The sequence below is a fragment of the Chromatiales bacterium genome (genome assembly GCA_014762505.1).
In the GTDB taxonomy this organism is placed as follows: domain Bacteria; phylum Pseudomonadota; class Gammaproteobacteria; order SpSt-1174; family SpSt-1174; genus SpSt-1174.
This window is the reverse complement of the sequence record JABURS010000018.1, coordinates 26,637-51,533: the sequence shown is the minus strand read 5'-3', so window position 1 is coordinate 51,533 and position 24,897 is coordinate 26,637. Positions and strand designations below refer to the sequence as shown.

Annotated in this window: 25 protein-coding genes and 1 other RNA gene; 14 read left to right on the top strand and 12 right to left on the bottom strand. The window is 67.8% G+C overall.

Translation table 11 applies throughout. The features are described from left to right. Positions 1–94 precede the first annotated feature (94 nt). From HUJ28_01535 to HUJ28_01515, 5 genes are all read right to left on the bottom strand, one after another. Positions 95–295 carry a DUF2892 domain-containing protein gene (locus HUJ28_01535; GenBank protein MBD3618140.1) on the bottom strand — a complete coding sequence of 67 codons (201 nt, stop codon included), beginning with the start codon at positions 293–295 and terminating at the stop codon, positions 95–97. Positions 296–412: 117 nt separating this feature from the next. Beyond that, positions 413–1,030: a Crp/Fnr family transcriptional regulator gene (locus HUJ28_01530; GenBank protein ID MBD3618139.1), complete on the bottom strand. Its 618-nt coding sequence runs from the start codon at positions 1,028–1,030 to the stop codon at positions 413–415. Positions 1,031–1,103: 73 nt separating this feature from the next. Further along, complete coding sequence (locus HUJ28_01525) at positions 1,104–2,009, bottom strand: carbon-nitrogen hydrolase (protein MBD3618138.1); 906 nt, start codon at positions 2,007–2,009, stop codon at positions 1,104–1,106. Then, positions 2,006–3,061 carry an agmatine deiminase family protein gene (locus HUJ28_01520; protein ID MBD3618137.1) on the bottom strand — a complete coding sequence of 352 codons (1,056 nt, stop codon included), beginning with the start codon at positions 3,059–3,061 and terminating at the stop codon, positions 2,006–2,008. The genes HUJ28_01525 and HUJ28_01520 overlap by 4 nt, the downstream gene beginning before the upstream one ends. 58 nt (positions 3,062–3,119) lie before the next feature. Then, on the bottom strand, positions 3,120–3,455 hold the full coding sequence (locus tag HUJ28_01515; GenBank protein MBD3618136.1) for a hypothetical protein: 336 nt from the start codon (positions 3,453–3,455) through the stop codon (positions 3,120–3,122). A 341-nt stretch (positions 3,456–3,796) separates the two neighbouring features. Between HUJ28_01515 and HUJ28_01510 the strand changes: the two genes are divergently transcribed. Continuing rightward, positions 3,797–5,050 (top strand): lipoprotein-releasing ABC transporter permease subunit, encoded by a 1,254-nt coding sequence (locus tag HUJ28_01510; protein ID MBD3618135.1) that lies wholly within the window; start codon positions 3,797–3,799, stop codon positions 5,048–5,050. Between the two features lie 5 nt (positions 5,051–5,055). Further along, complete coding sequence (lolD, locus tag HUJ28_01505; protein ID MBD3618134.1) at positions 5,056–5,751, top strand: lipoprotein-releasing ABC transporter ATP-binding protein LolD; 696 nt, start codon at positions 5,056–5,058, stop codon at positions 5,749–5,751. A gap of 15 nt (positions 5,752–5,766) precedes the next feature. Here the strand turns inward: lolD and HUJ28_01500 are convergent, their stop codons facing one another. Further along, positions 5,767–6,324 carry a DUF2062 domain-containing protein gene (locus HUJ28_01500; protein MBD3618133.1) on the bottom strand — a complete coding sequence of 186 codons (558 nt, stop codon included), beginning with the start codon at positions 6,322–6,324 and terminating at the stop codon, positions 5,767–5,769. A gap of 103 nt (positions 6,325–6,427) precedes the next feature. Here HUJ28_01500 and HUJ28_01495 point away from each other — a divergent pair, with 103 nt between their 5' ends. The 7 genes from HUJ28_01495 (at position 6,428) to kdsB (ending at position 13,043) form a co-directional block, all read left to right on the top strand. Then, positions 6,428–8,761 carry a DNA internalization-related competence protein ComEC/Rec2 gene (locus HUJ28_01495; GenBank protein MBD3618132.1) on the top strand — a complete coding sequence of 778 codons (2,334 nt, stop codon included), beginning with the start codon at positions 6,428–6,430 and terminating at the stop codon, positions 8,759–8,761. A 73-nt stretch (positions 8,762–8,834) separates the two neighbouring features. Then, positions 8,835–9,473, top strand: a complete 639-nt coding sequence (locus tag HUJ28_01490; protein MBD3618131.1) for a MotA/TolQ/ExbB proton channel family protein — start codon at positions 8,835–8,837, stop codon at positions 9,471–9,473. Then, positions 9,470–9,889 (top strand): biopolymer transporter ExbD, encoded by a 420-nt coding sequence (locus tag HUJ28_01485; GenBank protein MBD3618130.1) that lies wholly within the window; start codon positions 9,470–9,472, stop codon positions 9,887–9,889. The genes HUJ28_01490 and HUJ28_01485 overlap by 4 nt, the downstream gene beginning before the upstream one ends. A gap of 50 nt (positions 9,890–9,939) precedes the next feature. Further along, positions 9,940–11,094: a hypothetical protein gene (locus HUJ28_01480; protein MBD3618129.1), complete on the top strand. Its 1,155-nt coding sequence runs from the start codon at positions 9,940–9,942 to the stop codon at positions 11,092–11,094. Then, positions 11,094–12,107, top strand: a complete 1,014-nt coding sequence (locus HUJ28_01475; GenBank protein MBD3618128.1) for a tetraacyldisaccharide 4'-kinase — start codon at positions 11,094–11,096, stop codon at positions 12,105–12,107. The genes HUJ28_01480 and HUJ28_01475 overlap by 1 nt, the downstream gene beginning before the upstream one ends. Then, on the top strand, positions 12,100–12,291 hold the full coding sequence (locus HUJ28_01470) for a Trm112 family protein (GenBank protein ID MBD3618127.1): 192 nt from the start codon (positions 12,100–12,102) through the stop codon (positions 12,289–12,291). Before HUJ28_01475 ends, HUJ28_01470 begins: the two co-directional genes overlap by 8 nt. Further along, positions 12,288–13,043: a 3-deoxy-manno-octulosonate cytidylyltransferase gene (gene kdsB, locus HUJ28_01465; GenBank protein MBD3618126.1), complete on the top strand. Its 756-nt coding sequence runs from the start codon at positions 12,288–12,290 to the stop codon at positions 13,041–13,043. The genes HUJ28_01470 and kdsB overlap by 4 nt, the downstream gene beginning before the upstream one ends. Here kdsB and HUJ28_01460 read toward each other — a convergent pair. Beyond that, complete coding sequence (locus HUJ28_01460; GenBank protein ID MBD3618125.1) at positions 13,026–13,328, bottom strand: hypothetical protein; 303 nt, start codon at positions 13,326–13,328, stop codon at positions 13,026–13,028. The two genes, kdsB and HUJ28_01460, sit on opposite strands and share 18 nt — an antisense overlap. Before the next feature lie 43 nt (positions 13,329–13,371). Here HUJ28_01460 and HUJ28_01455 point away from each other — a divergent pair, with 43 nt between their 5' ends. Together HUJ28_01455 and HUJ28_01450 are read left to right on the top strand one after the other, a co-directional pair. Beyond that, positions 13,372–13,962, top strand: coding sequence for an NUDIX domain-containing protein (locus tag HUJ28_01455; GenBank protein MBD3618124.1), 591 nt, complete (start codon positions 13,372–13,374; stop codon positions 13,960–13,962). Between the two features lie 24 nt (positions 13,963–13,986). Further along, positions 13,987–16,656 carry an HAD-IC family P-type ATPase gene (locus HUJ28_01450; protein MBD3618123.1) on the top strand — a complete coding sequence of 890 codons (2,670 nt, stop codon included), beginning with the start codon at positions 13,987–13,989 and terminating at the stop codon, positions 16,654–16,656. Between the two features lie 27 nt (positions 16,657–16,683). On the opposite strand, the gene HUJ28_01445 is transcribed toward HUJ28_01450, so the two are convergent. The 3 genes from HUJ28_01445 to ssrA all read right to left on the bottom strand — a co-directional run bounded on the left by HUJ28_01445 (position 16,684) and on the right by ssrA (position 18,291). Further along, positions 16,684–17,040 (bottom strand): PA2779 family protein, encoded by a 357-nt coding sequence (locus tag HUJ28_01445; protein MBD3618122.1) that lies wholly within the window; start codon positions 17,038–17,040, stop codon positions 16,684–16,686. Positions 17,041–17,165: 125 nt separating this feature from the next. Then, positions 17,166–17,786, bottom strand: a complete 621-nt coding sequence (locus tag HUJ28_01440) for a cation transporter (GenBank protein ID MBD3618121.1) — start codon at positions 17,784–17,786, stop codon at positions 17,166–17,168. A gap of 146 nt (positions 17,787–17,932) precedes the next feature. Then, positions 17,933–18,291: a transfer-messenger RNA gene (gene ssrA, locus HUJ28_01435) on the bottom strand. Between the two features lie 119 nt (positions 18,292–18,410). Between ssrA and purL the strand changes: the two genes are divergently transcribed. Next, on the top strand, positions 18,411–22,289 hold the full coding sequence (gene purL / locus HUJ28_01430) for a phosphoribosylformylglycinamidine synthase (GenBank protein ID MBD3618120.1): 3,879 nt from the start codon (positions 18,411–18,413) through the stop codon (positions 22,287–22,289). A 92-nt stretch (positions 22,290–22,381) separates the two neighbouring features. Here the strand turns inward: purL and HUJ28_01425 are convergent, their stop codons facing one another. Further along, complete coding sequence (locus tag HUJ28_01425; GenBank protein MBD3618119.1) at positions 22,382–22,585, bottom strand: hypothetical protein; 204 nt, start codon at positions 22,583–22,585, stop codon at positions 22,382–22,384. A gap of 226 nt (positions 22,586–22,811) precedes the next feature. Between HUJ28_01425 and msrP the strand changes: the two genes are divergently transcribed. Both msrP and HUJ28_01415 read left to right on the top strand, forming a co-directional pair. Continuing rightward, positions 22,812–23,750: a protein-methionine-sulfoxide reductase catalytic subunit MsrP gene (gene msrP / locus HUJ28_01420; GenBank protein ID MBD3618118.1), complete on the top strand. Its 939-nt coding sequence runs from the start codon at positions 22,812–22,814 to the stop codon at positions 23,748–23,750. 175 nt (positions 23,751–23,925) lie between these two features. Then, complete coding sequence (locus tag HUJ28_01415; protein ID MBD3618117.1) at positions 23,926–24,540, top strand: sulfoxide reductase heme-binding subunit YedZ; 615 nt, start codon at positions 23,926–23,928, stop codon at positions 24,538–24,540. Here the strand turns inward: HUJ28_01415 and HUJ28_01410 are convergent. Continuing rightward, the gene (locus HUJ28_01410; GenBank protein ID MBD3618116.1) at positions 24,530–24,892 is read right to left on the bottom strand and encodes a hypothetical protein; all 363 of its coding nucleotides are present in this window, start codon (positions 24,890–24,892) and stop codon (positions 24,530–24,532) included. The two genes, HUJ28_01415 and HUJ28_01410, sit on opposite strands and share 11 nt — an antisense overlap. Positions 24,893–24,897 lie beyond the last annotated feature (5 nt).

Sequence of the window (24,897 nt, the reverse complement as noted above, 5' to 3'; positions counted from 1 at the left end):
GGCGCATTTTCCCATATTGCGCCGGCGATTGCAGGTGCAGGGCACAAAAAAGGGCGGCCCGAGGGCCGCCCTGGTCAGGTCACCGCCTGCGCCGTCAGTCGCGCCTGGGGCAGGTGTTCATGCCGATGATCGTGTAGGCGGGGCACCAGCCGATGATGGCGGTGGCCAGCGGCACGATGCCGATCAGCCCCCACCAGCGCCAGGAGGCCTCGGGGAACACCACGATGAGCGCCAGCAGAACGATGCCGACGATGCCGCGGATGATGCGATCGATACTGCCCATGTTGATGGTCATGACAAACACCTCCAGTGTGGTCTGCGGTTGGGTGATGCAGTGAGCATAGGCGCTGACGGGGCGACTTTCAGTAATCAAGTCACCGGCGGCCGGATCAATGCTATATCAGCTCCAGGGCTACATCAGTTCCAGGGCGGCCAGGGCCCGGCGGTCGCGCAAATCGACATGGCCGCGCCCCAGGGCCACCCAGCCACGACGCTCGAATTCCTTGAGCTGGCGGCTCACCACCTCGCGGGCACTGCCGATCTCGGTGGCGAGCTGCTGGTGCGTGGTCTCCACGCGATCCGACTCACCGGCCAGGCGCAGCAGGCGCTGGGCCAGCCGCGCGTCGAGGCGGCCGAAGGCGACCTCCTCGATGAGCGTCATCAGCTCGGCCAGGCGCTGGCCGAAGCCATCGAAGACGAACTGGCGAAAACCCGGCGACTCGGCCACGGCCCGGTGGAACTCGGGCGCCGGGATGGCCACGGCCTCGACCTCGTCCTCGGTGATGCCCTCGGCGGCATAGCCGCTGGTGGCGAGCAGGCAGGAGGTGGTGAGCACGCAGGACTCGCCCGGGCCGACCCGGTAGAGCACGATCTCGCGGCCGTTGGGCGCCGTCTGCTGGACGCGCACGGAGCCGTCGATGACCAGCAGGTAGTTGCGGCAGGGATCGCCCGTGTGGAACACCGTGGTGCAGGGCGGCACCCGCAGGTGCTGGGCGGCGGTGATCACGCGCCGGCCAACGGGGTCGGTGATCTCCCGCAGGGCGGGAAAATGCGCCAGCCAGGCCGTGTCGCTGGTGGAGGCAGTCGTCACGTCGGACCTCCCGTCAGTCGCGGAAGCGGCGGGTGAGTTCGGCGTAGGCGTCGATGCGGCGGTCGCGGAAATAGGGCCAGATGCGGCGCACCCGTTCCACGCGCTCGCGATCGATGGGCACGACCAGCACGTCGTCGCCGTCCACCGGGCTCTGCGCCAGGATCTCGCCCTGCGGGCCGGCGACGAAGCTCGAGCCCCAGAAACGCGCGCCCGGGGTGATGCCGGAGGGGTCGTCCTCGTGTCCCGTGCGGTTGGCGCTGAGCACCGGCAGGTTGTTGGCCACGGCGTGGGCGCGCTGGATGGTGATCCAGGCGTCGCGCTGGCGGGCCTGCTCGTCCTGATCGTCCTCCGGGTCCCAGCCGATGGCGGTGGGGTAGAGCAGCAGGTCGGCGCCGGCCAGGGCCATCAGGCGCGCGCCCTCCGGGAACCACTGGTCCCAGCACACCAGCACGCCGAGCCGCCCCACCGATGTGTCTATGGGGGTGAAGCCGAGATCGCCCGGTGTGAAGTAGAACTTCTCGTAATAGCCCGGATCGTCCGGGATGTGCATCTTCCGATACATGCCGGCGAGCGTGCCGTCGCGCTCCAGCACCACGGCGGTGTTGTGGTAGAGCCCGGTGGCGCGGCGCTCGAACAGCGAGCCGACGATGACGATGCCGAGTTCCTTCGCCAGTGCGCCCAGGCGCTCGGTGGTGGGGCCCGGAATGGGCTCGGCCAGGTCGAAGACGTTGGTGTCCTCGGTCTGGCAGAAATACAGCCCGGTGTGCAGTTCCTGCAGCATCACCAGTTCGGCGCCGCGACCGGCGGCCTCGCGGATGCCGGCCTCGGACTTGGCGAGGTTGTGTTCGTAGTCGGCGGTGTTGCTCTGCTGCACCAGGCCGACGGTGAGGGTCTTGTTGTTTGTCGTCTTGTCGTTCATCGCAGCACTCCTTCCGGCAGCTGCATGGTGATGCAGTGCAGGCTGCCGTATTGCTCGATCAGCGCCCGGCAGTCGATGCCGATGACCTCGTGGTTGGGGAAGGCCCCGTCCAGGGCGGCGAGCACGCGCCTGTCGTTGTCGTCTCGGTAGATCGGTACCAGCACGGCGTCGTTGATGATGAGGAAGTTGGCATAGCTCGCCGGCAGGCGGTCGCCTGCCGCATTGCGGATCGGGGCGGGCATGGGCAGCGGCACCAGCCGGTAGGGCTGACCGTCGCGGGTGCGCAGGGCCGCGAGTTCCTGTTCCATGGCCCTGAGCGGGGCGTGGTGCTCGTCGGCCGGATCCTCGCAGCTCATGTAGGCGATGGTGTCATCGCTGCAAAAGCGCGCCAGCGTGTCGATGTGGGCATCGGTGTCGTCGCCGGCCAGGTGGCCGTGCTCCAGCCACAGCACCCGCTCCAGGCACAGGTGTTCGATGAGCGCGGCCTCGATGGCCTCGCGGGACAGGCCGGGATTGCGGTGTGGCATCAGCAGGCACTGGGCGGTGGTGAGCAGCGTGCCGTGGCTGTCGACCTCCAGCGAGCCGCCTTCCAGCACCAGCTCCACGGCCTGCAGGGGCGGGACAAAGCACTTCTGCTCGGCCAGCCGGGCATTGATGGCGTTGTCCAGGTCGTGCGCGTACTTCCCGCCCCAGCCATTGAAGCGGAAGTCCAGCAGCCGCAGGCGGCCATGCTCGTCGCGGACGGTTATGGGTCCGTGGTCACGGGCCCAGCTGTCGTTGCTCGGGGCATAGGCCCAGCGGATGCCCGACAGGTCCATGCCGTCGTCCTCGCTGAGCACGGCCTCGATGTGCCGGCGGTGGGCCTTGTCGCGGGCCACGATCAGCAGCCCCTCGCGATACAGGACCTCGCGGGCGATCTCCCGGTATACCGGTTCCACGCGATCGAGCAGCGGCGCCCAGTCGCTGGCGTCATGCGGCCAGGTGAGCATCACGCCGCTTTGCGGCGTCCATTCGGGCAGGAACTGGCAACGACGGCTGGCCATCGTGTTCATCGGACCTCAGGGTTGAGCGAGCCTCGGGGGCGGGGACTGGACGGCGGAGCAGGGGTGGCTAGCGTGCCGGCGCCGCCTCGGGCTGGGCGCCCTGTTCCTGGCGGAAGTCCACGGCATGCAGCACGTGATTGTGCTCGAAGTACACGGAGAAGTCGCCGTAGTCCCAGCGGCTGATCGGCGGCTCGCCGACGGCGCCGTGGCGCGAACGGGGCTCGCCGAACTGATCGAGGACGCGCTGCTGGCTCATGCCCCGGGTCGGGCGCTCGCCCTTCTGCACCACGACCGGATCCTGATCCTCGATCTTGAGCACGTCGGCATGCACGGGGGCAGCGAGTGCAACGCCGAGCAGGGCCAGGGGCAGGGCGGTGCGGCGAATCCAGAGGGTGCATGACATGACAGGGACTCCCGTTGAGTGTCGTTTTCGAAGGATCATAGCATCACTCAGTTTGTCATCAAAGTATTCTAGATTATTGACCAGACGCACTTTTTGCCCCGTTCAGGAGGGCGAAACTGGCTGGCCGTCGAGACCGGGGGCAGGCCGTCGAGGCACGCGACAGGCCTGCCTGCACGCTAACACCCTATGGCACACAGAAACCTTGGCCGGATACCGGTTTCCGGAAGGTCCGGGGATTCACGCTGGCGAGGGCGGTACAGTCTCCGTGTGACGAAGATGCCGAGCCCGTCCCAAGCGTCCTTTTCGTTTAACTTATCAACGCCCTGTGATTTAATCCCCGCATGTTCCAGCCCCTAGAGCTCTTCATCGGATTGCGCTATACGCGTGCCAAGCGGCGCAATCACTTCATCTCGTTCATCTCGCTGGCCTCGATCACGGGCATCGTGGTGGGCGTGATGGCGCTGATCGTCGTGCTGTCGGTGATGAACGGCTTCGAGCGGGAACTGCGCGAACGCACGCTGTCGATGGCCTCTCACGCCAGTGTCACGGGCCTCGGCAACCGGCTCTCTCCAGCCGACCAGAAGCGCCTCGAGGCAGCCCTGGCCCGCCAGCCCGGCGTGGCCGCCACCGCACCCTATATCGATGCCGAGGGCATGCTCGCCAACCGCGCACGGGTCACCGGCGCCGCCATCCGCGGCATCGAGCCGGCCCGTGAGCGCCAGGTCTCCGACATCCACGGCAAGATGGTCCAGGGCAGCCTGGAACTGCTGCGCCCGGGCGAATTCGGGCTGGTGATCGGCAGCGAACTCTCGGCGGCACTGGGGGCGGGGCTGGGCGACAAGGTGACGGTGTTCGCCCCCCAGGCCGGCGTGACACCCGCCGGCGTGATCCCGCGCATGCGCCGTTTCACCGTGGTCGGCGTGTTCGAGGTGGGCATGCACCAGTACGACCGCAGCGTGGCCTTCATGCACCTGAAGGATGCCCAGCCGCTCTTCCAGATGGGCAGCAACGCCAGCGGCCTGCGCCTCAAGCTCGACGACATGTTCGGCGCCCCGCGCATCACCGCCAGCCTCAACGACAGCCTCGGGCCCGACTACTGGGTGACGGACTGGACGCGCCAGCATGCGAACTTCTTCCGTGCGCTGAAGATGGAAAAGACGGTGATGTTCATCATCCTGTTCCTGATCGTGGCGGTCGCGGCCTTCAACATCGTGTCCACCCTGGTGATGGTGGTCACGGACAAGCAGTCGGACATCGCCATCCTGCGCACACTCGGCCTCACGCCGGGCAAGGTGATGATGATCTTCATCATCCAGGGCAGCCTGATCGGTTTTCTCGGCACGCTCATCGGCGTGATCGCCGGCGTGACGGTGGCGCTCAACGTCGAGGTGATCGTGGCCACGCTGGAGGGTCTGATCGGCATGAAATTCCTCTCGCCCGACGTCTATTACATCAGCGACATCCCCTCCGACCTGCGCATCCGCGACGTGGTGCGCGTCGGCCTGATGGCCTTCATCCTCACCGTGCTGGCCACGCTCTATCCCGCGTGGCGCGCCTCGCGCACCCAGCCGGCCGAAGCCCTGCGCTACGAGTGACCATGATCGACGCCTTCGACCAGGACCAGCCCGTCATCCGCTGCCGCGGCCTGAGCAAGACCTTCGATGAGGGTCACGGCTACCTGCAGGTCCTGAAGGGCATCGACTTCGAGGCCCGCACCGGCGAGAAGATCGCCATCGTGGGGGCCTCGGGCAGCGGCAAGAGCACGCTGCTGCACCTGCTCGGCGGCCTGGATACCCCCACCGCCGGCACGGTGGAGGTCTGCGGGAAGGACATGGGCAAGCTGTCGGATGCTGCACGCGGCCGCCTGCGCAACGAGGCGCTGGGCTTCGTCTACCAGTTCCATCACCTGCTGCCGGAGTTCACCGCGCTGGAGAACGTCGCCATGCCGCTGATGATCGCCGGCGCACACTCGGCCCAGGCCCGGCAGCGGGCCCGCGCCCTGCTGGAGCGGGTTGGCATGCTGGGGCGGGTGACGCACAAGCCGGGTGAACTATCGGGCGGCGAGCGCCAGCGTGCGGCCATCGCCCGGGCGCTGATCACCGAGCCGCGCGCGGTGCTGGCCGACGAGCCCACCGGCAACCTGGATCGCAAGACCGCCGACCAGATCTTCCAGCTCATGCTGCGCCTGAACCAGGAACTCGGCACCACGCTCGTGGTGGTGACGCACGACCCCTACCTGGCCGCACGCATGGATCGCGTGTATTCGATGGAAGACGGGCTGCTGAGCCCCGCCTGAGACGCGGGGCCGCGATCAGGGGCAGGGGGGATCGTCGTCGCCGTTGCGCGAATGACGGGCCAGGCGCGCCAGGCGGCGTTCCTTCAGCCGCAGCACGATGGAGATGCGCCAGATCACACGGATGGCCACATAGCCGGCAATCGCGCTGGTGGTGCTCATGATCAGGCAGCCGAGCAGGAAGGGCTTCCAGATATGCAGCATGTCGGTCACCAGCCAGTCCCAGCTCAGTTCGAAGCTGAACAGCATGGGCGGCGTATCCAGCACCCAGGCGCCCAGCTTGTAGGCCGAAAAGAAGATGGGCGGCATGGTGATGGGGTTGGTGATCCACACCAGCGCCACGGCGATCGGCAGGTTCACCCGGAAGAGGATGGCCAGTGCCGCGGCGGCGGCCATCTGGAAGGGGATGGGCACGAAGGCCATGAACAGGCCGATGGCGAAGGCCCCGGCGGCCGAACGCCGGTTGAGGTGCCAGAGGTTGGGGTCGTGGAGCAGGGTGCCGAAGAACTGCAGCGCCTTGTGTTCCCGAACCCGGGCATGGTCGGGCAGAACGCGTCTGAAGAATCGTCTCGGCATGCTGGGGCTAGATAGTCCGGCTCGTCGTCTGTTGTATAGGGCCCGACTGACGCGGGCCTGGGTGTGGCAGCCACATTATCCATGATTTTCCAGGGATCGGAAAATGCGCCTTTTCGCCATCGGCCTGCTCATCGGCACCTGGCTGGCCCATCAACCGGCCACGCTGCCCTCGCCATTCTGGGCGATGCTGCTGCCGCCGGCGCTCGCCTTGCTCGTCATTCCACGTCACCGGCTGCAGCGCCGCCTGCGTCCCGTCGTGCGTCTGGGCGCCGGCCTGGCCATCGGCCTGCTCTGGTCCTGGCTCCACGCCCACCTCGTGCTGCACCCGCTACTCGACCCGGCGCTGGAGGGGCAGGACCTGGTGCTCGAGGGCCATGTGCGGGGCCTCACCGAGCTGCGCCACGATGCCCGGCGTTTCCTGTTCGAGCCGGTGGATGCGCCGTCCGGCGTGCCGCAGCGTCTGCGTCTGAGCTGGTATCGCAGCGAGGCCATGCCGGTGGCCGGCGAACGCTGGCGATTGACGGTGCGCCTCAAGCGCCCGAACGGGTTTCACAACCCGGGCGGCTTCGATTATGAAGGCTGGCTGTTTCAGCAGCGTGTCGGCGCCACGGGCTACGTACGCGAGCGTGGCGAGAACCGGCGCCTGGAGGTGGGGGGCTACCCGCTCGACTGCCTGCGCGCCGGGCTGCGCGCGCGCCTGACCGAGGCCGGCGGCGAACTGCCGCACTTCGGCATCCTGCTCGCCCTGGCGCTGGGTGACCGTTCCCGCATCGATGCCGCGAGCTGGGACGTCCTGCTGCGCACCGGCACCAATCACCTCGTTGCCATCTCCGGCCTGCACATCGGCCTGGTCGGCGGGCTGGCCTTCTGGCTGTTGCGGCTGCTCGTCGCCCGCTGGCCCGCGCTCGCACTGCGCTGGCCAGCACCCTGCTGGGCCGCCGTCGGCGGTCTGCTCGCGGCCCTGGTCTATGCCGCACTGGCGGGCTTCTCCATTCCGACCCAGCGCGCACTCATCATGCTGGCGGTGCTGTTCGGCGCGATCCTGCTGCGGCGCATGGTGCAGGCCTCGACGGGGCTGGCGCTCGCCCTGGTGGCGGTGCTGCTGCTGGATCCAACGGCCGTGCTGGCACCGGGCTTCTGGCTGTCGTTCACGGCCGTGGCCCTGCTGCTGTTCGGCTTTCGCGGACGGCTGCCGCCCGGGGCCGTACCCGCACGCACGACACGGGCGCGGCGACAGCTCGGCGGCTGGATACGGGCGCAGTACCTGCTGGCCATCGGCCTGCTGCCGTTCACCACCTACTGGTTCCAGCGCGCCTCGCTGGGTGCGCCGCTGGCCAACCTCGTCGCCGTCCCCTGGGTGAGCCTGCTGGTGGTGCCACCGGTGCTGCTCGCGACCCTCATGGCGCCGCTGTCGCCGTCGCTGGCCGGGTGCCTGCTGCAGCTGGTATCGGCGGTCTTCGAGCCCCTGTGGCAGCTGCTGTCGCTGCTGGCGGCGCAACCGCTGCAGCTGTGGCACCGGCCGGCCCCCACGCCGCTCGTCCTGCTGCTGGCGGTGGCGGGCAGCGCCTGGCTGCTGCTGCCACGCGGCATGCCGGGGAGGCCGCTCGGTCTGGTGCTGTGCCTGCCGCTGCTGTTCCCGGTGGTGGAGCGGCCGGCTGCCGGCGAGGCGGTCGTCACGCTGCTCGATGTCGGCCAGGGACTGGCGGCGGTGATCGAGACCCGGCAGCACCTGCTCGTCTTCGATACCGGCCCGCGCTTCAGCCCGGACTTCGACACCGGGGCGGCGGTGGTCCTGCCCTATCTGCGTCATCGCGGGCAGGGCGCCGTGGATACGCTGGTGATCTCCCACGGCGACAACGACCATCGCGGCGGGGCCGACTCGCTGCTCGCGCAGATCCCGGTGGGCGAGGTGCTGGCCAGCGTGCCGACGGCGGTCTCGCCCGTTGCGCGCCCCTGCCGGGCAGGCCAGCGCTGGCAGTGGGACGGGGTGGATTTCGCGATCCTGCACCCAACCCCCCGTTATCGCGGTTCGGAAAACAACGGTTCCTGTGTGCTGCAGGTGAGCGCCGGTGGGCGGGCGGTGCTGCTCGCTGCCGACATCGAGGCGGAGGGGGAATGGGCGCTGGTGCATGCACACGGTGATGCCTTGCGCAGCGATGTGCTGGTGGTGCCCCATCATGGCAGCAACACCTCCTCGACGGCGTATTTCCTCGATGCCGTGCAACCCTCGGTGGCCCTGGTGCCGGCGGGATACCGCAACCGCTTCGGCTTTCCCAAGCCCGAGGTGCTGGCACGCTATGCCGAGCGGGGCGTGTTGGTGCATGAGACGGCGCGTTCGGGTGCCCTGCAGTTCACGCTGTCATCGACCGGCCCGGGTCCGGTGGTCGCGCATCGCGAGCAGTATCGACGCTTCTGGCACCGGCGCGACGGACTGTGACGGGCGGCATTCAGTCACCGCTGGCAATCGGGTATCATGGCGCCACTTCAAGGAACCGACAGGGGATTCGCGCGTGTTCGAGATCATCAAGGCCGGCGGCTGGCTCATGCTGCCGATCATCGCATGTTCCGTGGTGGCGCTCGCCATCGTCCTCGAGCGGCTGTGGAGCCTGAAGCGCTCGCGCGTGATCCCCCGCCAGCTGGTCGCCCAGATCTGGCAGTGGGCCCAGCAGGGGCAGCTCACCGAGGAGCGTATCCGTGAGCTGCGCGCCGGTTCGCCGCTGGGTCGCGTACTGGCCGCCGGCCTCGTCAACCGCAATCACAGCCGCGAGGTGATGAAGGAGGGCATCGAGGAGACCGGCCGCCACGTCGCCCACGAGCTCGAGCGGTTCCTCAACACCCTGGGCACCATCGCCGCCATCACGCCGCTGCTCGGCCTGCTGGGTACCGTCATCGGCATGATCACCGTATTCAGCGTCATCACCGACGTCGGCGTGGGTAATCCGGGCCAGCTCGCCGGGGGTATCTCCGAGGCCCTCATCACCACCGCGACCGGCATCTCCGTGGCCGTGCCCAGCCTCATCTTCCACCGCTATTTCCGCGGCAAGGTGGACGAGCTGGTGGTGGTGATGGAGCAGGAGGCCATCAAGCTGGTCGAGGTCATGCACGGTGAACGCGAACAGGCCGACATGGGCCGGGAGCAGGCCGCGTGAATTTCCGCCCGCGCCGCAGCGAGAGCGTCGACATCAACCTCACGCCGCTGATCGACGTGGTGTTCCTGCTGCTGATCTTCTTCATGGTGACCACCACCTTCGATCGCGCCAGCGAGCTCAAGATCAACCTGCCGCAGGCCGCGCAGGCGCCGGAAGAGCAGCAGGTGGACAAGCTCGAGCTGGTGATCGACGCCAGCGGCAGCTACTTCCTCAACGGCAACGAGCTGGTAAACACCAAGGCGGAGACGGTGCGCACCGCACTGGAGAAGGCCGCCGCCGGCAAGACGGACCTGCCGGTGATCATCCGCGCCGATGCCAACACCCCGCACCAGTCCGTGGTCACGGCCATGGACGCAGCCCAGAAGGCCGGCCTCACGCGCCTCTCCATCGCCACCACGCGTGGCGCGGGCGACTAGCCCCGTGCCCCGTGGCGCCACTGCCGGGCCGCGTGGCCGGCTGAGCTGACATGTCCTGCAACCCGAAGAGCTACGGCGCCGCCTGGTCCAGTGTGTTCCTGCAGACCTGGCGCGACCGCCTGCGCGGCGAGCATGCCCGGGCCAACGCGCGCCTGGGTTATCTGCGTCCGCCGGCTGGCGAGGGCAGGCTCGTCTGGATCAAGGCCGGTGGCACCCGCGACTCCGTGCGTCTGGGCGTCGAGCTGATGGGCGCGATCCGGCAGAAACGCCACGACCTGCGCCTGGTGCTCACCTTCGAGGAGGACTACGCCGACATCCTCGAACCGCGCGTGGCCGGCATGCGCAAGATCGGCCTGGGCTTCGGCCCCTGCGACCGGCCTGCGGCGGTGCGCCGCACCTGGCAACGCTTCGAGCCCTTTGGCGTGATCCTGGTCGACAGCGCCTTCCCCGAACACCTCGCGCGCCGGGCCAATGCCGCCGGGGCGCACCTGCTCGCCTTCAACACCGCCCCGGGGCAGGCGCCGGTCGAGGCCGCCTACCCGGTGGACGTGGCCCAGGCCGCGGCCTGGGAGGCGGCGGGCACGGCGGGATACGTCGCCGCGCCGGCCGATCCGCACAGCCTGTTCGTCGAGGCGCAGGTGGACACCACCCTGCGCAGCCTGGTCACCGGCGGGGAAGAGCGCGAACTGTGGTGGTGGCAGGGGCCGCCGGCAGAGGCCGGTGACTTCATCCGCCACTGGCGCGAGTCGGCGCTGGCCGACAACGGCGTACTCTTCGTCTCCGCCGACGGCCAGGCGGCACCAGCGGACGCCGGCGCGGACCTGCAGATCAGCGACTGGCAGCGTCAGCCACTTGCCGCCGGCAGCGTGGTCTGGCTGGACGACATGCGCTGGACTGGCGCGGTGGCGAGCGCCATCCATGCCGGCCACCTGGCCCAGGCAGAGCAGACCACGCTGTGGTCGGCGCTGGCCGGTGGTTCGGCCATCAGCATCCGCCCGGGACTGTCCCGCCTGCACGCGGCACTGGCGAAAGCCCTGCAGCAATGCGAGGATACAACGGCGGTGCTCGCCCTCTGGGCCGGGTATCGCGAGGCCCCGGCAGAGGGCCGGCGGCAGGGGGATGCCTGCCGACGACTGTTCTGGGAGGAACGTCGGACATTGCAGAAGACCATCGACGAATTTCTGCAAAGGATATTTGACTGGTAATGGGGATCGAGTCCAGCTGGTACAGGAAGGGGCTGCTGGCCTACCTGCTCTGGCCGGCATCGAAACTGTACTGCGGACTGGTGGTGTTGCGACGGGGCCTTTTTCGCCAGCGCAACCGTATCTGGCCGCGGCTCAGGGTGCCGGTGGTCGTGGTGGTGGGCGGTATCACCGTGGGCGGGACGGGCAAGACGCCGCTGGTGGTCTGGCTGGTGAACCAGCTGCGGGCCAACGGCCTGCGTGCGGGTGTCGTCAGCAGCGGGCAGGGCGGCAGCGGCCGGGACTGGCCGCAGCGGGTCACGCCGGCCAGCGATGCCGGCGAGGTCGGCGACGAATCGGTGCTGATCGCCACGCGCACCGGCGCCCCCGTCTACGTGGCACCACGCTACAACAAGGCGGCCCGGGCGCTGCTGGCCGAGCATGGCGTCGACGTGCTCATCGTCGATGACGGCCTCCTGCATTACCGCCTCAAGCGCGACATCGAGATCGCCATGGTCGACAGCCGTCGGCGTTTCGGCAACGGTTTCTGCCTGCCCGCCGGCCCCCTGCGCGCGCCCGTCTCGTGGCTTGCGGACTGCGACTTCGTCATCGTCAACGGAATGGCGAAGCAGGGCGAGTTCGCCATGGGGCTGCGCGGCAACGTCGCGGTGAACATCCGCGACAGCCAGATGGCCAATACCCTCGATGCCTTCCGTCACCAGCAGGTGCATGCCGTGGCCGGCATCGGCCATCCCGAGCGCTTCTTTGATATGCTGCGCGTCAACGGCATCGAGGTGATTCCGCATCCCTTCCCGGATCACCACGGCTTCACCGCCGAGGAACTCGATTTCGGCGACGAACTGCCCATCTTCATGACGGAGAAGGACGCCGTGAAGTGCCGCCACCTGAATCTCGACAATGCGTGGATGGTCCCCGTCTCGGCCTCGCCCGACAAGACCTTCGCGCAACAACTCATGAAACGCGTGCGCGAGATCGCGGGCGCCAATGCGAAATATCGACGAGACACCCATGGATAAACGACTGCTGGACATCCTGGCCTGCCCCGTGACCAAGGGGCCGCTGGTCTACGACAAGAAGGCCGAGGAACTCATCTCGGTGGCCGCGCGCCTGGCCTACCCGGTGCGCGACGGCATCCCGGTGATGCTGGAGGAAGAGGCCCGCAGGCTCACCGACGAGGAAGCGGAGCGCTACCGCAAATGAGGTTTCATGTCGCCATTCCGGCCCGCTTCGGTTCCTCGCGCCTGCCGGGCAAGCCGCTGGTCGACCTGGCCGGCAAACCGATGATCCGTCACGTCCACGAGCGCGCCCTGGAGAGCGGCGTGGGCGACGTGGTGGTCGCCACCGACGACGACCGCGTGCGCGAGGCCGCCGAGGCCTTCGGTGCCAGCGTGTGCATGACGGCCAGCACGCATCGTTCGGGCAGCGACCGGCTGGCCGAGGTGGCCGAGGCGCTCGGCTGGTCCGACGACGACATCGTGGTGAACCTGCAGGGCGACGAGCCGCTCACGCCGGGCCGCATCGTGCGCCAGGTCGCCGACGACCTGGCCGCACACCCCGATGCCAGCATTGCCACGCTGTGCACGCCCATCCACTCCGCCACGCAACTGTTCGATCCGCACGTGGTGAAGGTGGTGCGCGACGCGAACAACTACGCGCTGTATTTCTCCCGTGCCGCCATCCCCTGGGAGCGCGACGCCTTCGACGTGGAGGCCCACCCCGAGGTGAAGGCCTGCTTCCGTCATATCGGCCTGTACGCCTATCGCGTGGGTTTCCTGCGCCGCTTCACCACCATGGAGCCCTGCACCCTCGAACTGCTCGAGCAGCTCGAACAGCTGCGAGCGCTGCATCACGGCGAGCGGATCTACGTGGGAGAGGCCCTGGAGGCACCGGGGCATGGCGTGGACACGCCGGAGGACGCTAAGACGGTGGCGGCGCTACTGGCCGCGCGCTGAGCGGGCCAGGGCGCAGAGCGCGTCGCATTCGTCGACGCTGAGCAGCTCGCGCAGCACCGGGTGCAGATCGTCGCGCACCTGGCTCCACAGGGGGATCATGTAGGTCTGCGGCACGCGGCGGCGTGCCTCGCCGAACTGGTTGGCCTGTATCACGCCAACCGTGGCATCGCAGGAGAGCACGACGTAAGGGCCGTCGTGTACCACATCGATCACCTGGCAGGCCACGCCGTCGTATACCAGCCGGCGGCCGACCAGGTCATGCAGGCTGGTTCTTATCGCATCCATTCGGTCGATTATAGGCGCTCACCGGGAAATCACTACCACAGGTATGAAGTGGGAAATCCTCAGCCGGCGTCCGCTCTACCGCGGCTTCTTCGAGTTCCTGCACTACCGGGTGCGGCACACACGCTTCGATGGCGGCATGAACGGCCCCATCGAACGCGAACTACTGAGCCAGCGCCCGGCGGTGGCCGTTCTGCCCTACGACCCGCTGAGCGACCGGGTGGTGCTCATCGAGCAGTTTCGCATTGGCGCCCTGGCCGCCGAGGGCGGTCCCTGGCTGACCGAGATCATTGCCGGCATCATCGAGCCGGGGGAAGCTGCCGAAGACGTCGCCCGACGCGAGGCGCTGGAGGAGGCCGGCTGTGAACTGCTGGCACTGCAACGCATCCATCACTACCTGCCCTCGCCGAGCAGCTCCGACGAACAGCTGAGCCTCTACGTGGGCCGGGTCGATAGCACGGGTATTGGCGGCCTGCACGGCCTGCCGGAGGAGGGCGAGGACATCCGCGTGCGCGTGGTCGATACCGCGGAGGCCTTCGCGCTCCTCGATCGCGGCATCATCAATTCGGCCATACCCATCATCGCCCTGCAGTGGCTGCGCCTGAACCGCGAGGCCCTGCGCGCCGACTGGGGATGAACGCAAACCCGCCATGGGGGAGCAATGCCTGACGACGGTTCGCAACAGCCCTGGCACACCCTGACGGTGGAGGAGGCCGCGCGCGCCGTGGATACGGACGCGGCGACCGGCCTTGGCACCGCCGAGGTGGCGCAACGCCGGGCACGCGTCGGCGCGAACCGGCTCACCGAGACCCCGCCGCGGCCCGCCTGGCTGCGCCTGCTGGACCAGTTTCGCAGCGTGCTCATCGTGGTGCTGCTGCTCGCCGCCGTGCTCGCCTGGACCATCGGCGACCTCAAGGACGCCATCGTCATCCTCGTGGTGGTGCTGCTCAACGCCCTGCTGGGCTTCTACCAGGAACACCGCGCCGAGCGCACGCTCGCCGCCCTCAAGGAGATGCTCGTGCCCACCGCGCGCGTGCGGCGCGACGGCCACGTGCAGGAGGTGGCCGCCGCCGATCTCGTGCCGGGCGACCTGGTGCTGCTCGAGGCCGGCGACCAGGTCCCGGCGGATGGACGGCTCATCGCGGCCCACACCCTGGAGGTGCAGGAGGCGGCGCTCACCGGCGAGTCGCAGGCGGTGGGCAAGTTTACCGAGGCTCTCGACCAGGCAACGCTTCCGCTGGCCGAGCGCTGCAACATGCTCTACATGAATACCGTCGTCACGCGCGGGCGTGGCGAGATGCTGGTGGTGGCCACGGGCATGCGCACCGAGATGGGCGCCATCGCCGAGCTCATCGCCGAGGCGCCGGACCGGCAGACCCCGCTGCAGCAGCAGCTCGATGTCCTCGGCAAGCGTCTGGCGGCCATCGCGGCCGTGGTGGTGCTCGCGATCTTCGCGCTCTCGCTCTGGCACGGCATCCCCTGGAGCGAGGCGGCCATGACGGCGGTGGCGCTGGCGGTGGCCGCGGTGCCCGAGGGCCTGCCCGCGGTGGTCACGGTCACGCTGGCCATCGGCATGTGGCGCATGGCCCGCAAGCGCGCCATCCTCAAGCGCCTCTCGGCGGTGGAGACCCTGGGCGCCACCACCGTGATCTGCACCGACAAGACCGGCACCCTCACGCTCAACCAGATGACGGCACGTGCCGGCTGGTATGCGGGGCAGCGTTTCACGGTGAGCGGCGAGGGATACGCGCCCGAGGGGCGGATCGCGTCTGATGCCGATCTCGATCTCGCGCCGCTGTTGCGGCCCATGGCGCTGTGCACCGAGTCGCGTGTGCGCGACGGCCGGCTCATCGGCGACCCCACCGAGGGCGCGCTCTACGTGCTGGCGCAAAAGGGCGGCCTGGACCCGGTGGCGGAACAGGAACGTCACCCGCGCCTGGCCGAGATCCCCTTCGACTCGGCCCACAAGTTCATGGCCACCTTCCATCATCGCGGTGACCACGTGGTGATGTATGTGAAGGGTGCGCCCGACGTGTTGCTCGAGCGTGCCAGCCACTACGCCGATGCCACCGGCCCACAGGCACTGGACGACGCGCAGCGCGAGACGCTGCTCGCGGAGAACGACGCCCTGGCCGACCAGGCCATGCGCGTGATGGCCGTGGCCAGCCGGGAGATCCCGGCCGCCGGGTTCGACCCGGCGGGCGACCTCTGGGCCTATGCACAGGGATGGACCTTCCTCGGCCTGGTCGGGCTCATGGACCCGCCACGCCCCGAGGCGGCCGGCGCCATCGCCAGCTGTCGGCAGGCCGGCATCCAGGTGAAGATGATCACCGGCGACCACCGTGCGACGGCAGCGGCCGTGGCCCGTGAGCTGCGGCTTGATGGCGAGGTGATCACGGGTGCGGAGCTCGATGCCATGACCGAGGCGGAGCTGGCCCGGCGCATCGATGCCATCGCCGTGTTCGCGCGCGTCTCGCCCCAGCACAAGGTGAAGCTGGTGCGCGCCCTCAAGGCCGACGGTCACGTCGTGGCCATGACCGGCGACGGCGTGAACGACGCACCGGCACTCAAGGCCGCCGACATCGGCGTGGCCATGGGCGACACCGGTACGGCCGTCACCCGCGAGGCTGCCACCCTGGTGCTCACCGACGACAACGTCGTCACCATCGAACACGCGGTGGAGGAGGGGCGCGTCATCTACGACAATATCGTCAAGTTCGTGCGCTTCCAGCTCTCCACCAACATCGCGGCCATCCTCACCGTGCTGACCGCCACGCTGCTGGCACTGCCCATGCCGTTCACCGCCATCCAGCTGCTGTGGATCAACATCATCATGGATGGTCCGCCGGCGATGACCCTGGGTGTGGAGCCCGCCCGCCCCGGGTTGATGGAGGAACGCCCGCGCCGGCCCGGTGCGCAGATCCTCACCCTGGCACGGCTCGCGCGGCTGCTGCTCTTCGGTACCATCATGACCGTGGGCACGCTGTTCGTCTTCACCCGGGCCCTGGCGCTCAACGGCACCGACTACGCCGTCACGCTCGCCTTCACCACCTTCGTGCTGTTCCAGTTCTTCAACGTCTTCAACGCCCGGGCTGAGGAGGGTACGGCCTTCAACCGCCAGTTCCTGCGCAACCACAAGCTCTGGCTCGCGCTGGCCGGCGTGATCCTGCTGCAGGTCGTCGCCGTGCACTGGGCCCCGGCCCAGGCCATCTTCGGCACTACCGACCTGGCCCTGGCCGACTGGCTGCTGGCCACCGGCATCGCCGCCAGCGTGCTGGTCATCGAGGAGCTGCGTAAGCTCCTGTGGGGACTGGCAAGGCGGGTGGCGTAGCGGGGGCGCTGGTGGGGGTAGGCCTGCCTAGCGCAGCAGCAGGAGCAGGATGATGATCACCAGCAGCAGGGTCACGGCGCTGCCGCCTGCGGGCAGTTCGTCGATGTCCTGCGCCATTTTCTGCACTTCCTCGCGGGTCATCGCCGCGACGCGCTCGGCCGCTGTCTCCGGCGAGACACCGTATTCCACCAGCTTTTCCTGCACGTCCTCGCGATCGAGCAGGGCCTGAATCCTGGCGCGCTCGTCCAGCTCGGCCCGCTCGGCGAGTACGGCATCGGTGCCGATCATGCCGGCCACCGCAGTCTGGCCCACCAGGCCACCGAGCAGAAAGGTGATGACCAGGGGGAAGACGACGGCGCGGCGCAGGCGGGTAGCGTGCATCATGACAGGGCATCCTCATGGGGTGATTGATGGGTATATAGCACCGGATTTTGCTGATATTGACCGGCGAAGGGAAAGAACCCCGTCACTTTTTTGTCCCCGGGCGACTTTGTCGCACCACGGGACCGTCAGGCGCGGGCGGTGCGCAGCTCCGCGAGGGATGCGCGCAGCACCTGCAGCGCCGAACGCAGGAACAGCAGGGCCAGGGCCAGGCCGACGAGGATGTCCGGCCAGCCCGAGCCGGCCAGCCACACGCCCAGGGCTGCCACCAGCACCGACAGGTTCGCGATGATGTCGTTGCGCGAGCAGAGCCAGACGGAGTGCATGTTGAGGTCGTCGGTCCGATGCCGCCAGAGCAGGGCCAGGCACAGGGCGTTGGCCGCCAGCGCGAGCAGGCCGATGGCCCCCATCGCCTCGACCACCGGCAGCTGCGGCACCAGGATCCGGTAAACCGCCTGTCCCAGCACGAACAGCCCGAAGGCTGCCATGATCCCGCCCTTCACCAGGGCGGCCATGGCCTTCATCCGCGCACCGCGCGCGATCACGTAGAGGCTGAAGCCATACACCAGGGCATCGCCCAGCATGTCCAGCGAGTCCGCCACCAGCGAGACCGAGCCGGCGAGCAGCCCGGCCGTCAGTTCCACGGCGAACATCACGGCATTGATGGCCAGCACGATCAGCAGCGTCGAACGCTGGCGGCCATGCAGCGCCTCGATCTCGCAGGCCTTGTCGTTGCAGCAATCATTCATGGAGGAGAGTCCTGACTGCCTGGTGTCATCTGGTACACGATAGTCAGATTCTGACGTACAGAAAAGCCATCCATGGGCCACTTCGACCAGGATGGATCAGGAATCGCCCACAAAAAAAGGCCACCCTTGTGGGGTGGCCTTTTGTTTGGTGGAGGCGGCGGGAATCGAACCCGCGTCCGCGAGCCCTCTGCCCTTGGTACTACATGCTTAGTTTCGTCTTTGTTTTAACCCGGCATGTCCCGACGAACATGGACATGCAAGGCGAGCCCGGATTTGGATTTAACGGGTCGGCTCCAAGGCAGACCTCACCGCGATCCCATGTATATGACCTTTGTTCCACCCGCATGGGCACAGACGGGCAAAGGCAAGCGGCTAATTAGGCCGCGAGAGCGTAGTTGTCGTCGTTGGCAACTATTTACATACAGCAGTTGGATTTACGAGGCTACGCTGTCACCTCGGCATGCACCTCAGGTTTTGTAACCCACGTCGAAGCCGTGTCGCCCCCGTGGTTGATACGTATGACAGTGTAACTGCCGGCAGGTTCCCTGTCATCCGGCGTGCGTGGGAAGGGCGTTTCCTTTATCATTTCGGCTCTTTTTCGATGCTTGCCGGACCTGGGGAATCATGCTCGTAATCACTGGAAGCGCGGCGCTCTCGGCGTTTCGCCGCACCCGCCTGCTGGAATCCATCCGCACCGTGGCGCCGGAGGTCCTGGACCTGACGGCGGCCTATGTCCATTTCGTCGACACCGACCGGGCCCTGAGCGCGGAGGAGCAGACCGTGCTGGCGCGCCTGCTGGACTATGGCGAGGCCCCGGCGGCGGCCCCGGAAGGCCGGCTCTGCCTGGTGATCCCCCGTCCCGGCACCATCTCGCCCTGGGCGAGCAAGGCCACCGACATCGCCCATAACTGCGGGTTGTCGGCGATCCATCGCATCGAGCGTGGTATCGCCTACTACCTGACCGGCGAGTTCGATGACGCCGTCCTGACCCGGGTCCGGCCCCTGATCCACGACCGCATGATCGAGCGGGTGTTCCACGAGCTTGCCGAGGCGGAGCGCCTGTTCGTGCGCGAGGCGCCGCGCCCGCTGCGCACGGTGGACATCGCGGGCGATGCCCGCGTGGCACTGGCGACGGCCAACCGCGAGCTGGGTCTGGCACTGTCCGACGACGAGATCGACTACCTGGCGGAGAACTACCAGGAGCTTGGGCGCAATCCCACCGATGTGGAGCTGATGATGTTCGCCCAGGCGAACTCGGAACACTGCCGCCACAAGATCTTCAATGCCGACTGGATCATCGACGGCGAGCGCCAGCCCAAGTCGCTGTTTGCGATGATCCGCAACACCTACAACAAGTCGCCCAACGGTGTGCTGTCGGCCTACAAGGACAATGCCTCCATCGTGAAGGGCTCGCCGGCCAGCCGCTTCTTCCCGGACCCGGCCACCGGCGAGTACGACTACGTGGACGAGGACGTCCACATGCTGATGAAGGTGGAGACCCACAATCACCCGACGGCAATCTCGCCCTTCCCGGGTGCCGCCACCGGCGCAGGCGGGGAGATCCGCGACGAGGGCGCCACCGGCTCGGGCAGCAAGCCCAAGGCCGGGCTGTGCGGCTTCTCGGTCTCCAACCTGCGCATCCCGGGCTTCGAGCAGCCCTGGGAGACGGACCACGGCAAGCCGGCGCGCATCGCCTCGGCGCTGGAGATCATGCTGGAGGGTCCGATCGGGGCCGCCGCCTTCAACAATGAGTTCGGCCGGCCGAACATCGCCGGCTATTTCCGCACCTTCGAGGAGAAGGTGCCGGGTCCGACCGGCGAGGAGATCCGCGGCTATCACAAGCCGATCATGCTCGCCGGTGGGGTGGGCAACATCCGCGGGACACACGTGGAGAAGCGCCGCCTGCCCGAGGGTACGCCCATCGTGGTGCTGGGCGGCCCGGCCATGCTGATCGGCCTGGGCGGTGGGGCGGCCTCGTCCATGGCCAGCGGCGAGAGCACCGAGGACCTCGATTTCGCCTCCGTGCAGCGCGGCAACCCGGAGATGCAGCGTCGCGCCCAGGAGGTGATCGACCGTTGCACCGCCATGGGTATCGACAGCCCGATCCTGTCCATCCACGACGTGGGCGCGGGCGGCCTGTCCAACGCCATCCCCGAGATCATCAACGACGCCGGCCGCGGCGGGCGCTTCGAGCTGCGCACCGTGCCCTGCGACGAGCCCGGCATGTCGCCGATGGAGATCTGGTGCAACGAGGCCCAGGAACGCTACGTGCTGGCCATTGCCCCCGAGCGCCTGGAGGCCTTCGAGCGCCTCTGCGAGCGTGAGCGCTGCCCCTATGCCGTGGTCGGCCAGACCACCCAGGAGCAGGAGCTGCTGGTGGGCGACGCCCACTTCGAGAACGAGCCGGTCAACCTGCCGCTGGAGGTGCTGCTTGGCAAGGCGCCGAAGATGCTGCGCGACGTGCATCACCACCCTTTCCCGAAGCCCGAGTTCGATACCTCGAAGGTCGACGTCGCCGATGCGGTGGAACGCGTGCTGCGCCTGCCGTCGGTGGCATCCAAGTCCTTTCTCATCACCATCGGTGATCGCACCGTCACCGGCATGGTCACACGCGACCAGATGGTCGGCCCCTGGCAGGTGCCGGTGGCCGACGTGGCCGTGACCTGCGCCGACTACAAGGGGCACGCCGGTGAGGCCATGGCCATGGGCGAACGCACGCCGATCGCGCTGGTGCACGCCCCGGCCTCCGGGCGCATGGCTCTGGGCGAGGCGCTTACCAACATCGCGGCCGCCGCCATCGGCGAGCTCGCCGACGTGCGCCTGTCGGCCAACTGGATGGCCGCCGCCGGCCATCCGGGCGAGGATGCCGCCCTGTTCGATACGGTGAAGACCATCGGCGAGGAATTGTGCCCGGCCCTGGGCCTGGCCATACCGGTGGGCAAGGACTCCTTGTCCATGAAGACCGTCTGGGAGGAGGGCGGCGAGCAGCGGGCCGTCACCGGACCGCTGTCGCTCATCATCTCGGCCTTTGCCCCGGTGACCGACGTGCGCCGCACCCTCACCCCGCAGCTGCGCACCGACGTCGGCGACAGCGACCTGATCCTCATCGATCTCGGTCGCGGCTCGCAGCGCATGGCGGGCTCCGCCCTGGCGCAGGTCTACAAGCAGGTGGGTCACCACGCCCCGGATCTCGACAGTCCCGAGGCCATGCGTGCCTTCTTCCGCGCCATCCAGGACCTCAATCGCGATGGCCTGCTGCTGGCCTACCACGACCGCTCCGACGGCGGCCTGCTGGCGACGGTCTGCGAGATGGCCTTTGCCGGCCACACGGGGGTGGACCTGCAGCTCGACGACCTGGGCGACGACCCGGTGGCCGCGCTCTTCAACGAGGAGCTGGGCGCCGTGCTCCAGGTGCGCCACGCCGATCTCGACGCCGTGCTGGAGGCGCTGCACCAGAACGGCCTTGCGCATTACACCCACGTGATCGGCGGTCTGAACAGCCGGGATGCACTGGTGATCAGCCACGGCGGAAAGGTGATCTACGAGAACACGCGCGTTGCCCTGCAGCAGGCCTGGAGCGAGACCAGTTACCGCCTGCAGGCCCTGCGCGACAACGCCGACTGTGCGGCCCAGGAGTTCGAGCGCATCGCGCAGGACGATCCGGGCCTGTCCCCCGTGCTCGGCTTCGAACTCACCGAGGACGTGGCCGCGCCATACATCAACACCGGTGTGCGGCCCCAGGTGGCGATCCTGCGCGAGCAGGGGGTGAACGGGCAGGTGGAGATGGCGGCAGCCTTCCACCGCGCGGGCTTCGCCCCGGTGGACGTGCACATGTCGGACGTCATCGCCGGTGCGGTGGACCTGGCCGAGTACAAGGGCCTGGTGGCCTGCGGCGGTTTCTCCTACGGCGACGTGCTGGGGGCCGGTGGTGGCTGGGCCAAGTCCATCCTCTTCAATCCGCAGGCACGCGATGCCTTCGAGGCCTTCTTCCGGCGCGATGACAGCTTCGGACTGGGCGTGTGCAACGGCTGCCAGGCCTTCTCCCAGCTGCGCGAGCTGATCCCGGGCGCCGGCCACTGGCCGCGCTTCATGCGCAACCGCTCCGAACAGTTCGAGGCGCGCCTGAGCCTGGTGGAGGTGCTGGAGAGCCCCTCCATCTTCCTCCAGGGCATGCAGGGCTCGCGGCTGCCCATCGCGGTGGCACACGGCGAGGGTCGCGCGGTGTTCGATGCCGGTTCGCCGGCCGCCGCGCAGGATGCGGGGCTGGTGGCGCTGCGCTACGTGGACAACCACGGCCAGGCCACCGAGCACTATCCGGAAAACCCCAACGGCTCGCCGGCGGGCATCACCGGTCTCACCACCGAGGACGGGCGCTTCACGATCATGATGCCGCACCCCGAGCGCGTGTTCCGCGCCGTGCAGTATTCCTGGCACCCGGGGGACTGGGGCGAGGAGGGCCCCTGGCTGCGCATGTTCCGCAATGCGCGGGTGTGGGTCGGCTAGTGACCGGATGTGTCGCCGATACGAAAAAGGCCCCCGACGCGAGTCGGGGGCCTTTTTGTCAGCCGTGCAGTTCCGTGCCGTTCAGGGGGCTGTTACCAGCCCAGCTCGCTCAGGTCCAGGTTGTCATCGCGATAGGTGTCGCGCAGACGGGACTTCAGCGCCTTTTTCTCGAGGTATTCCTCGAGCGAGCGGCGGGCACGCGACCGGTCCTTCGACTTGTCGTCATTGACGGCTTCCAGCGTGCTCGCGGTGTCGTCCATGTCATCCAGGAGCATCGATTCATTCACGTTGGCCATGAAAGGATCCTCGCCTGTGTTGGGGTCTCAATTGCGCGGATATATACCGATATTGCCGGTTGTCGAACACCAAAATATTTTTATCAGCCCGCAATAAATTTTATGGATTTTCCGGCATATGATTTCGTGCAATACCATCTGCTGGATAGGGGGAACCACGGCGGGGTGGCTGCGTCCAACTGGAATAGACCCTGCCACCACCGTATACCCGACAACGAGGCAAGCCATGCTGATTCGACCCCCGACGGACATCCCTTCCTCCGAAATCACGCCCCGCTCGCTGTATCTGAAGCGCCGCGATTTCCTCAAGTCCGCGCTGGGCGCCGGGCTGGCCCTGGCGGGGTTGGGCAGTGTGGTGACGGCCCGTGCCTCCGCCTTCGGTGGCGTACCGGCCAGCCCGCTCTCCACCGACGAGAAGCCCAATTCACTGCATGATGTCACGCACTACAACAATTTCTACGAGCTTGGCACCGGCAAGCGTGACCCGGCGCGCTTTGCGGGGCACCTGAAACCGCGTCCCTGGTCGGTGGCGGTGGCGGGCGAGTGCGAGAAACCGGCCGTCTATGACATCGACGACTTCATCCGCCCGCATGCCCTGGAGGAGCGCATCTATCGCCTGCGCTGCGTGGAGGGCTGGTCCATGGTCATCCCCTGGGTGGGCTTCCCTCTGGCCGAGGTGATCCGTCGGGCCCGGCCGACCTCGCGTGCGAAGTATGTCGAATTCACGACCCTGCATGACCCGAAGATGCTGCCGGGCCAGCGCGTAAAGGTGCTGGACTGGCCCTACGTGGAGGGGCTGCGCATGGACGAGGCCATGCATCCGCTCACCATCCTGGCGGTCGGGCTCTATGGCGACGTGCTCCCGAACCAGAACGGCGCGCCGCTGCGGCTGGTGGTGCCGTGGAAATACGGCTTCAAGAGCATCAAGTCCATCGTGAGTATCCGCTTCGTCGAGGAGCAGCCGGTCAGCAGCTGGATGAAGGCCGCCCCGCGCGAATACGGTTTTTATTCCAACGTGAACCCCGAGGTCGATCACCCGCGCTGGAGCCAGGCTACCGAACGGCGCATCGGCGAGTTCCGCAAGCGCGACACGCTGCTGTTCAACGGCTATGGCGAGCAGGTGGCGTCGCTGTATGCCGGGATGGACCTGCGCAGGAACTTCTGAGTGGGGCGCGGGGAGAGAGAGGCGTGAGGAGGGGCGCGTGTGTGACGTGAAGACGGTTTAGCCGCCGAGGGCACAGAGATCACAGAGGAAGAACTAGCCCGGGTTGCCTCTGTGTACGCTGTGCCCTCGGTGGCGCCCAGACTTTTCGCCTGACGTCCAAAACGCAAAACCCATCATGCAGCCAAAGGCGCTACTAAAACCCGCCATCTTCAGTCTCTGCCTGCTGCCGCTGGCCTTGCTGGTCTATGACGGCTTCACGGGTGGGCTCGGGGTGAACCCGATCGAGATGGTCACGCACCACACGGGGGACTGGACCCTGCGGCTGCTGCTGGCAACGCTGGCCCTGACACCGTTGCGGCGTTTATCCGGCTGGGCCTGGCCGTTGCGGCTGCGGCGCATGGTGGGCCTGTTTGCCTTCTTTTATGCCTGCCTGCACCTGCTCACCTATCTCTGGCTGGACCAGTTCTTCGCCTGGGGAAGGATTGTGGAGGATGTGATCGAGCGGCCGTTCATCACGTTGGGCATGCTGGCCTTCCTCGGCTTGGTGCCGCTGGCGCTGACCTCGACGCGGGGCATGCAGCGGCGCCTGGGCCGGCGCTGGAAGACGCTGCACCGGCTGGTGTACCCGGTGGCGATCCTGGGCGTGCTTCACTTCTGGTGGCTGGTGAAGGCGGACGTGCGCGAGCCGCTGGTCTACGCGCTGATCCTGGCGGTCCTGCTGGGGGTGCGTCTGGCGGGGTGGTGGCGGCGGGGCGCGGCGGCGCGCGCCCGCGCCGGGATCAGTACTTGATCTGGACCTCGAACATCAGCCCGCCTTCCATGGTGGGCATGACGTAGCTCTTGGGTTCCTTCACGTAGTCCCAGTATTCGTAGTCCCAGTTCTCCGGGGCCGGCAGGTCGGCCGGGGTCATGCGGAAGCTGCTGGTGCTGATGGAATGCGCGAGCTTGCGGTTGAAGACCTGCGCGGTCGAGCCGACCAGCTGCAGGGCACGCCCGCCCACGTCGCTGAAGAACGAGGGGCTCTCGTGGTAATCGGGGGAGATGGCCGGGAAGGTCCCGGTGCCCTCTGCCGCGTGGACCGACGCGGACGCCGCTGCGAGCAGTAGGGTGGTGATGAGTGCCTGTTTGAGTCGGTTCGTCATGTTCA

What these genes read in the sequence shown, in the direction of transcription:
- HUJ28_01470 (MBD3618127.1), top strand. Translation starts at nt 12,100, where the DNA reads ATGGATAAACGACTGCTGGACATCCTGGCCTGCCCCGTGACCAAGGGG.
- HUJ28_01525 (MBD3618138.1), bottom strand. Translation starts at nt 2,009, where the DNA reads ATGAACGACAAGACGACAAACAACAAGACCCTCACCGTCGGCCTGGTG.
- HUJ28_01495 (MBD3618132.1), top strand. Translation starts at nt 6,428, where the DNA reads ATGCGCCTTTTCGCCATCGGCCTGCTCATCGGCACCTGGCTGGCCCAT.
- HUJ28_01510 (MBD3618135.1), top strand. Translation starts at nt 3,797, where the DNA reads ATGTTCCAGCCCCTAGAGCTCTTCATCGGATTGCGCTATACGCGTGCC.
- HUJ28_01460 (MBD3618125.1), bottom strand. Translation starts at nt 13,328, where the DNA reads ATGGATGCGATAAGAACCAGCCTGCATGACCTGGTCGGCCGCCGGCTG.
- HUJ28_01445 (MBD3618122.1), bottom strand. Translation starts at nt 17,040, where the DNA reads ATGATGCACGCTACCCGCCTGCGCCGCGCCGTCGTCTTCCCCCTGGTC.
- HUJ28_01500 (MBD3618133.1), bottom strand. Translation starts at nt 6,324, where the DNA reads ATGCCGAGACGATTCTTCAGACGCGTTCTGCCCGACCATGCCCGGGTT.
- HUJ28_01515 (MBD3618136.1), bottom strand. Translation starts at nt 3,455, where the DNA reads ATGTCATGCACCCTCTGGATTCGCCGCACCGCCCTGCCCCTGGCCCTG.
- HUJ28_01425 (MBD3618119.1), bottom strand. Translation starts at nt 22,585, where the DNA reads ATGGCCAACGTGAATGAATCGATGCTCCTGGATGACATGGACGACACC.
- purL (MBD3618120.1), top strand. Translation starts at nt 18,411, where the DNA reads ATGCTCGTAATCACTGGAAGCGCGGCGCTCTCGGCGTTTCGCCGCACC.
- HUJ28_01455 (MBD3618124.1), top strand. Translation starts at nt 13,372, where the DNA reads ATGAAGTGGGAAATCCTCAGCCGGCGTCCGCTCTACCGCGGCTTCTTC.
- HUJ28_01440 (MBD3618121.1), bottom strand. Translation starts at nt 17,786, where the DNA reads ATGAATGATTGCTGCAACGACAAGGCCTGCGAGATCGAGGCGCTGCAT.
- HUJ28_01475 (MBD3618128.1), top strand. Translation starts at nt 11,094, where the DNA reads ATGGGGATCGAGTCCAGCTGGTACAGGAAGGGGCTGCTGGCCTACCTG.
- HUJ28_01410 (MBD3618116.1), bottom strand. Translation starts at nt 24,892, where the DNA reads ATGACGAACCGACTCAAACAGGCACTCATCACCACCCTACTGCTCGCA.
- HUJ28_01415 (MBD3618117.1), top strand. Translation starts at nt 23,926, where the DNA reads ATGCAGCCAAAGGCGCTACTAAAACCCGCCATCTTCAGTCTCTGCCTG.
- HUJ28_01520 (MBD3618137.1), bottom strand. Translation starts at nt 3,061, where the DNA reads ATGAACACGATGGCCAGCCGTCGTTGCCAGTTCCTGCCCGAATGGACG.
- HUJ28_01450 (MBD3618123.1), top strand. Translation starts at nt 13,987, where the DNA reads ATGCCTGACGACGGTTCGCAACAGCCCTGGCACACCCTGACGGTGGAG.
- msrP (MBD3618118.1), top strand. Translation starts at nt 22,812, where the DNA reads ATGCTGATTCGACCCCCGACGGACATCCCTTCCTCCGAAATCACGCCC.
- kdsB (MBD3618126.1), top strand. Translation starts at nt 12,288, where the DNA reads ATGAGGTTTCATGTCGCCATTCCGGCCCGCTTCGGTTCCTCGCGCCTG.
- HUJ28_01480 (MBD3618129.1), top strand. Translation starts at nt 9,940, where the DNA reads ATGTCCTGCAACCCGAAGAGCTACGGCGCCGCCTGGTCCAGTGTGTTC.
- HUJ28_01535 (MBD3618140.1), bottom strand. Translation starts at nt 295, where the DNA reads ATGACCATCAACATGGGCAGTATCGATCGCATCATCCGCGGCATCGTC.